Consider the following 7,750-nt stretch of genomic DNA (forward strand, 5'->3'; position numbering starts at 1 on the left):
GCCCATGTCCCCCGTTTCACCCCTTTCGCTTACGAACGCAAACATCGAACTACTCATCGACTCAGGGGAGTTGAACTGCAACTATGGGCACATGTCGCACATGATCAAGGGCGCCAATGTGCCGGTGCCCACCGAGGTGCTCCGGGTGGCCGTGAGCCGCCTCGCACAGTCCGGCTCGCCCGCCGTGGACGCCTCCGCCCTGCTGCTCGACGCCGTCGGCAAGGTGCGCGGAGACGCCGATCTCGTCTTCTACAACCAGCCACAGCACCCCTCCGGAGCGGTGCGTCATCTGGGGGCGACCGAAGGCGGCGGACAGTTCGCGCAGTGGCTCGAACTCGATCTCGCGCGGATCGAACCCGTCGTCCAGCGCGTGGTGATCGCGGCCTCGTGCGAGGGCGGCACGTTCGGCGCTGTGCCGGGGCTCTACGTGCAGGCCGTGAGCGCCGCGTCGGGGACGCCGGTCGCGCACTACCCGGTGGTGGACGCGGCGGCCGAAACGGCCTTCGTGCTCGGGGAGTTCTACCGGCGCGACGGGGTGTGGAAGTTCCGTGCGGTCGGGCAGGGGTGGGCCACGGGGCTCGCCGGTCTCGCGACGGACTTCGGGATCGTGGTGGACGGGGCGGCGCCCGCGCCGGCCGCGCCGGCCGCCCAGCCGGCTCCCGTGGCTCAGCCCGCGTACGGGCAGCCCGCATACGGACAGCCGGCACCTGTGGCCCAACCCGCTTACGTACAACCGGGGCAACCCGCTTACGTGCAACCGGGGCAACCCGCTTACGCACAACCGGCAACGCCCGCCGCGCCCCAGGACGCCCGCCCCGTCTCCTTCGGCCCCGAGTTCCCCGTGTACGTGCAGCGCGGGCGCGGGCAGGGCGTCGTGTCGGTGGACGGGCTGCCCGAGGGGCCGGTCCTGGTCGAGCTGTGGCACCAAGGCGAGGGCTACACCTGCGTCTACACGCTCAACCGCCGCAACAAGGACGACGACCTCCTTTTCAACACCACGCTCGTGGACCTGCGCGGCAGCGCCGCCGTCCACCACAAGGCCAACCGTCCGCTGCGGCTGCGGGTCGACGCCGACAACGACTGGACCGTACAGATCCGCCCCGTGTCCGTGGCCCGTGAGCTCGGCGAGGGCCTGCAGGGACGCGGCCCCGAGGTCCTCACGTACCGCGGCCGGCTCGCGGATCTCGATGTGAGCTTCGCCGGCGACGAGGACGGGGACGACGACAGCGGCTCCATGTCCATCTACACGGCACCGGCCGGCACCGTGCACGAGGACAAGCGCGACATGCTCATGTACGAGGTCGGCCGTCTCAACCAGACCTTCCCGCTCGCCGAGGGACCGCTGATCCTGCTCATCGAGGCGGACGGCGCCTGGTCGCTGCGCGCCCGCCCGGTGCCCGTGCCCGATCCGGTCATCGCCCAGCGGACCGGGATGTACGAGGGACGCGGCGAGCAGACGGTGACGCTGGTCAACCCGACCCCGGGACGGCCCTGTCTGCTCGACTACACGATCGTCTCCGAGGACAGCTGGGGATACCGGACCGAGCTGATCGACGAGTACGACGAGTCGGAGCCGTATATCGAGGGCTCCCAGGACGGGGAGACCGGGCGGCTCGTCGCGTTCCGCGAGGGACAGACGGAGCAGCGGATACGGATCAAGGGAGCGGTCGACTGGAGTCTGCGCCCGATGCCGCTTGAGCACGCGCCGCCGCTGCAGGGTCCCGTCGAGGGCGTGGGCCGCGCGGTGTTCCGGCACACGGGTGCGCCCATGATGCTGACGCTGGAGCGCACCTCCAGGGACGAGGCTCCCCTGGTGGTGAACTCGGTCCAGACCGGTGGGCGTATGGCGATCACCGCACAGGCCGGCAACGGGCGCCGGCCCGTCACCGGACCGGTCTGGGTGCAGAACGGCGAGTGCTACGTCAGCGTGCGCGCCCCGGGTGAGACGGCCTGGAAACTCACCCCGGCCACCGCGCAGTCCGCCGGGTCCTTCGACCGCAAGATCGAGGGGCGCGGCTACACGCTCGTGTACTACTCCGGTCCCGGGGCGGATCTGGTCTTCAAGGGGGACGGCGGGGCGATCGGCGCGGTCTGGTGGCTCGACGCCTCGTTCGAGCCGGTGGACCGGCTCCAGGTGGGACCGGGAAAGTTCCACGCCCCGGGCCCCGGCTTCCTGCAGGTGCGGATCGCGGGCAAGTGGGAGCTGTCGGTGTAGCACCGGAGTCCGCGTGCGCCGCACGCGCGGGACCAAGGGCCCCGGCGATCAGGGACGGACGTCCCGGTCACCGGGGTCCTTCGCCGGGCACGCTCGGCCTTTCGGATGCTTCAGCCTTGGCGGGTACGGCCCGAGTTCCCCCTGCTGGAGAGTGCCCGCATGTCCGCACCGGTGGACACCCCACCCGCGCCCGAGGAGCAGCCGCTCCCCGCGCGGCCGCACGCGAACCACCGCTTCCTGCGCCGCGCCGCGCTGCGCCGGCGCAACCCCAAGCTGCGCGAGACCGACGTCACCGTGACGCCCGAGCCGGCGGTGAAGCGCGCCGTGAAGGCGACGATGCTCGGCAACGCCATGGAGTGGTTCGACTTCGGCGTCTACGCGTATCTCGCCGTCACCATCGGCAAGGTCTTCTTCCCGTCCGGGAACGACACCGCGCAGGTCCTCTCGTCCCTGGCGACGTTCGCCGCGGCCTTCCTCGTCCGCCCGCTCGGCGGCATGGTGTTCGGCCCGCTCGGCGACCGGATCGGCCGCAAGAAGGTCCTCGCCCTGACGATGATCCTGATGTCGACCGCGACCTTCGCGATCGGCGTGCTTCCGGGCTACGCCACGGTGGGCCTGTGGGCGCCGGCGCTGCTGATCATCTTCCGTATGGTGCAGGGCTTCTCCACCGGTGGTGAGTACGGCGGCGCGGCCACCTTCATCGCCGAGTACGCCCCGGACAAGCGGCGCGGGTTCTTCGGCAGCTTCCTGGAGTTCGGCACGCTGATCGGCTACACGTTCGCGGCCGTGCTCGTCACTGTGCTGCAGACCGTGCTGAGCGACGCGCAGATGCTCGACTGGGGCTGGCGCATCCCGTTCATGGTCGCCGCCCCGATGGGCCTGGTCGGTCTCTACCTGCGGATGCGCCTGGAGGAGACCCCCGCGTTCCAGCAGATGGAGGACGAGTCCTCGGCGCACGCGGGGCCGCAGGAGCGGGTGCCGTTCCTGCAGCGGTTCGCCGGTCTGTGGCCCGCCATCGCCGTCTGTATCGCGCTGGTCGCCGCGTACAACGTCGCGGACTACATCCTGCTGTCGTACATGCCGACGTATCTGCAGAACACCGTCGGCTACTCGGGGTCCGCCGGTCTGATGGCGATCGTGATCGTCATGCTGATCCTGATGGCGCTGATCAACACGGTCGGGCGGCTCTCGGACAGCATCGGCCGCAAACCGCTCCTGCTGGCGGGCTCCATCGGCTTCCTCGTCCTGCCTGTGCCGGCCTTCCTCCTGATCGGCACCGGTCACTGGATCTGGGTCTTCGCGGGCCTGATGCTGCTCGGCCTGCCGCTGCTGTGTCTGCTCGCCACGATGTCTTCGGTGCTGCCCGCGCTGTTCCCCACGGCGCTGCGGTACGGCGCGCTCGCCATCGCGTTCAACATCTCCGTGTCCCTGTTCGGCGGTACGGCCCCGCTTGCCGTGGAGGCGCTGGTCAGCGCTACCGGGAACGACCTGATGCCCGCGTACTACGTGATGGCCTTCGCCGTGGTCGGCATCATCGCGGTGGCCACCCTGAAGGAGTCGGCGGGCAAGCCGCTGGAGGGTTCGCCGCCCTCGGTGGCCACCCGTGAGGAGGCCAGGGAGCTGGTGCAGGCGCAGTACGACCGCGCACCCCGTCTCGCTTCCTGGGCAATCGATTGGACACGAGTGCCCCACGTCACCGCATGATGGGACCGTCCCCAGGGCAGGCGCACGGAGCCAGAGCGCCACAGCAGAAGGAGTCACCGTGAGGGTCGGAATCGTCGGAGCCACCGGTCAGGTCGGCACAGTCATGCGCAGGATCCTCGTGGAGCGCAAGTTCCCGGTGGACGAGCTGCGTCTGTTCGCCTCCGCCCGCAGCGCCGGCAAGACCCTCGACGGCGTGACGATCGAGGACGCCGCCACGGCCGACTACAGCGGCCTGGACATCGTGCTCTTCTCCGCCGGTGGCGCCACCTCCAAGGCCCTCGCCGAGAAGGTCGCCTCGCAGGGCGCCGTCGTGATCGACAACTCCAGCGCGTGGCGCAAGGACCCCGAGGTCCCCCTGGTGGTCTCCGAGGTCAACCCGCACGCGATCGCGAACCGCCCCAAGGGCATCATCGCCAACCCGAACTGCACGACGATGGCCGCGATGCCGGTCCTCAAGCCGCTGCACGAGGAGGCGGGCCTCACCGCGCTGATCGCCACCACGTACCAGGCCGTCTCCGGCTCCGGTCTCGCCGGTGTCGCCGAGCTGCACGGCCAGGTGCAGAAGGTCGCCGCCGAGGCCGACCAGCTCACCCACGACGGCTCCGCCGTGGACTTCCCCGAGCCGGATGTCTACAAGCGACCCATCGCCTTCAACGTGCTTCCGCTCGCCGGCTCCATCGTCGAGGACGGTCTGAACGAGACGGACGAGGAGCAGAAGCTCCGCAACGAGTCCCGCAAGATCCTGGAGATCCCGGAGCTCAAGGTCTCCGGCACCTGCGTGCGCGTCCCGGTCTTCTCCGGCCACTCGCTCCAGGTGAACCTCCGCTTCGAGCGCCCCCTCTCCCCCGAGCGCGCCACCGAGATCCTTGCCTCCGCCCCGGGCGTCGAGCTCTCCGAGATCCCGACCCCGCTGCAGGCCGCCGGGCAGGACGTCTCGTACGTGGGCCGGATCCGCGGCGACGAGACCGCCGAGAACGCCCTCTCGCTCTTCCTCTCCGGTGACAACCTCCGCAAGGGCGCGGCGCTCAACGCCGTCCAGATCGCGGAGCTGGTCGCCGAGGAGCTCGGCGCCAAGTAGCACCCAGCAGTACGAAAGGGGCGGTCACCCAGTGTGGTGACCGCCCCTTTCGCGTACGGCGATAACGCGATGCCCACCCCCCTACGCGCGTGGAAGGATGGCCGAAAAGTCTGATACCTAGGAGATGACCGCGTGCCAGGCACCAATCTGACCCGTGAAGAGGCGCAGCAGCGGGCCAAGCTGCTCACCGTTGACTCGTACGAGATCGATCTCGACCTCTCCGGAGCGCAGGAGGGCGGCACGTTCACCTCCGTCACCACGGTGCGTTTCGCGTGCGCCGAGCAGAACGCCGAGTCCTTCATCGACCTCGTCGCCGACGCCGTCCACGAAGTGGTGCTCAACGGCAAGTCCCTCGACGTCGCCGCGGTCTTCCGTGACGCGCGGATCGCGCTGAAGCATCTGCAGCAGGGCGAGAACGTCCTCAAGGTCGTCGCCGACTGCGCGTACACCAACACCGGTGAGGGCCTGCACCGGTTCGTCGACCCGGTCGACGACCAGGCGTATCTGTACACGCAGTTCGAGGTGCCGGACGCCCGCCGGGTGTTCGCGAGCTTCGAGCAGCCGGACCTCAAGGGCACCTTCCAGTTCACGGTGAAGGCGCCCAGCGGCTGGACGGTGATCTCCAACTCCCCGACGCCGGAGCCCGAGGACGACGTGTGGTCCTTCGCGCCGACGCCGCGGATCTCCACGTACATCACCGCGCTGATCGTCGGCCCGTACCACTCGGTGCACGCCACCTACGAGCGCGCCGGCCAGAGCGTCCCGCTCGGCATCTACTGCCGGCCCTCGCTGGCCGAGTTCCTCGACGCCGACGCGATCTTCGACGTCACGCGGCAGGGCTTCGACTGGTTCCAGGAGAAGTTCGACTACGCGTACCCCTTCGAGAAGTACGACCAGCTCTTCGTGCCCGAGTTCAACGCGGGCGCGATGGAGAACGCGGGTGCGGTGACCATCCGCGACCAGTACGTGTTCCGTTCCAAGGTGACCGACGCCGCGTACGAGGTGCGGGCCGAGACGATCCTGCACGAGCTCGCCCACATGTGGTTCGGCGACCTCGTGACCATGGAGTGGTGGAACGACCTCTGGCTCAACGAGTCCTTCGCCACGTACACCTCCATCGCCTGCCAGGCGTACGCGGAGGGCTCGAAGTGGCCTCACTCGTGGACCACGTTCGCCAACTCCATGAAGACCTGGGCGTACCGGCAGGACCAGCTGCCGTCGACCCACCCGATCATGGCGGACATCCGCGACCTCGACGACGTGCTCGTGAACTTCGACGGGATCACGTACGCCAAGGGCGCCAGCGTGCTCAAGCAGCTGGTCGCGTACGTCGGGATGGACGAGTTCTTCACCGGTGTGCAGGCGTATTTCAAGCGCCACGCGTTCGGGAACACCCGGCTCAGCGATCTGCTCGGCGCCCTGGAGGAGACCAGCGGACGCGACCTGAGCGCCTGGTCGAAGCTGTGGCTGCAGACCGCGGGCATCAACATCCTGCGGCCGCAGATCGAGACCGACGCGAACGGCAACATCACCGCCTTCGCCGTACGCCAGGAAGCCCCCGCGCTGCCTCAGGGAGCCAAGGGCGAGCCGACGCTGCGTCCGCACCGGATCGCGATCGGCCTGTACGACCTCGATGACGCGTCCGGCAAGCTGGTCCGCTCCGACCGGATCGAGCTGGACGTCGACGGCGAGATCACCGAGGTGCCCGAGCTCGTCGGCCGCCACCGTCCCGCGGTGATCCTGCTCAACGACGACGATCTGTCGTACGCGAAGGTCCGGCTCGACGCCGAGTCCCTTCGCCATGTCACCCAGCACCTGGGCGACTTCGAGGCCTCGCTGCCGCGCGCCCTGTGCTGGGCCTCGGCCTGGGACATGACCCGCGACGGCGAGCTGCCGACCCGCGACTACCTGTCCCTGGTGCTCTCCGGTGTCGGCAAGGAGTCGGACATCGGTGTGGTGCAGTCGCTGCACCGGCAGGTCAAGCTCGCGCTCGACCTGTACGCGGCGCCGGACTTCCGCGAGGCCGGGCTCGCCCGCTGGACCGAGGCAACGCTGGCGCACCTGCGGTCCGCCGAGCCGGGCAGCGACCACCAGCTGGCGTGGGCGCGGGCGTTCGCGGCGACGGCCCGCACCGAGGACCAACTGGATCTGCTGGGCGGCCTGTTGGAAGGCACCGAGTCGGTCGATGGCCTCGCGGTCGACACCGAGCTGCGCTGGGCGTTCGTGCAGCGGCTCGCGGCCACCGGGCGGTACGAGGAGGCGGAGATCGCCGCCGAGTACGCGCGGGACAGGACCGCGGCCGGCGAGCGGCACGCCGCGAGCGCGCGGGCCTCGCGTCCGACGCCGGAGGCGAAGGCCGAGGCGTGGGCGTCGGTCGTCGACTCGGACAAGCTGCCCAACGCGCTGCAGGAAGCGGTGATCGGGGGCTTCGTGCAGAGCGACCAGCGGGAGCTGCTCGCCCCGTACACGGGGAAGTTCTTCGCGGCGGTCAAGGATGTGTGGGCGTCGCGCTCGCACGAGATGGCGCAGCAGATCGCGGTCGGCCTCTACCCGGCGTTCCAGGTCGAGCAGGCGACGCTGGACGCCACGGACGCCTGGGTCGCCGAGGCCGAGCCGGGCGCGGCGCTCGGCCGGCTCGTCTCGGAGTCGCGCTCGGGTGTGGAGCGGGCCCTGAAGGCCCAAGCGGCGGACGCGCGGGCCGCGTCCTGACCGACTGACACACAGCACAGCGCCCGGTCCCTCCAAGAGGGCCC

Annotated in this window: 4 protein-coding genes; all 4 read left to right on the plus strand. The window is 69.9% G+C overall.

The annotated features are described in order from the left end of the window. Window positions 1–91: 91 nt before the first annotated feature. The 4 genes from JAO81_RS43395 (at window position 92) to pepN (ending at window position 7,706) form a co-directional block, all read left to right on the plus strand. Window positions 92–2,215, plus strand: a complete 2,124-nt coding sequence (locus JAO81_RS43395) for a TerD family protein (RefSeq protein WP_267913016.1) — start codon at window positions 92–94, stop codon at window positions 2,213–2,215. A gap of 159 nt (window positions 2,216–2,374) precedes the next feature. Beyond that, window positions 2,375–3,919: an MFS transporter gene (locus JAO81_RS13580; RefSeq protein WP_199548087.1), complete on the plus strand. Its 1,545-nt coding sequence runs from the start codon at window positions 2,375–2,377 to the stop codon at window positions 3,917–3,919. Between the two features lie 58 nt (window positions 3,920–3,977). Further along, window positions 3,978–4,997, plus strand: a complete 1,020-nt coding sequence (locus JAO81_RS13585) for an aspartate-semialdehyde dehydrogenase (RefSeq protein WP_199548088.1) — start codon at window positions 3,978–3,980, stop codon at window positions 4,995–4,997. 132 nt (window positions 4,998–5,129) lie between these two features. Further along, the gene (pepN, locus tag JAO81_RS13590; RefSeq protein WP_199548089.1) at window positions 5,130–7,706 is read left to right on the plus strand and encodes an aminopeptidase N; all 2,577 of its coding nucleotides are present in this window, start codon (window positions 5,130–5,132) and stop codon (window positions 7,704–7,706) included. The last annotated feature ends 44 nt before the right edge of the window (window positions 7,707–7,750 follow it).

Source organism: Streptomyces sp. N35, from assembly GCF_016464295.1.
Classification (GTDB): Bacteria; Actinomycetota; Actinomycetes; order Streptomycetales; family Streptomycetaceae; genus Streptomyces.

Excerpts from the sequence above, each read along its gene's own strand:
- JAO81_RS43395 (WP_267913016.1), top strand. The coding sequence starts at position 92 with ATGTCGCACATGATCAAGGGCGCCAATGTGCCGGTGCCCACCGAGGTG.
- JAO81_RS13580 (WP_199548087.1), top strand. The coding sequence starts at position 2,375 with ATGTCCGCACCGGTGGACACCCCACCCGCGCCCGAGGAGCAGCCGCTC.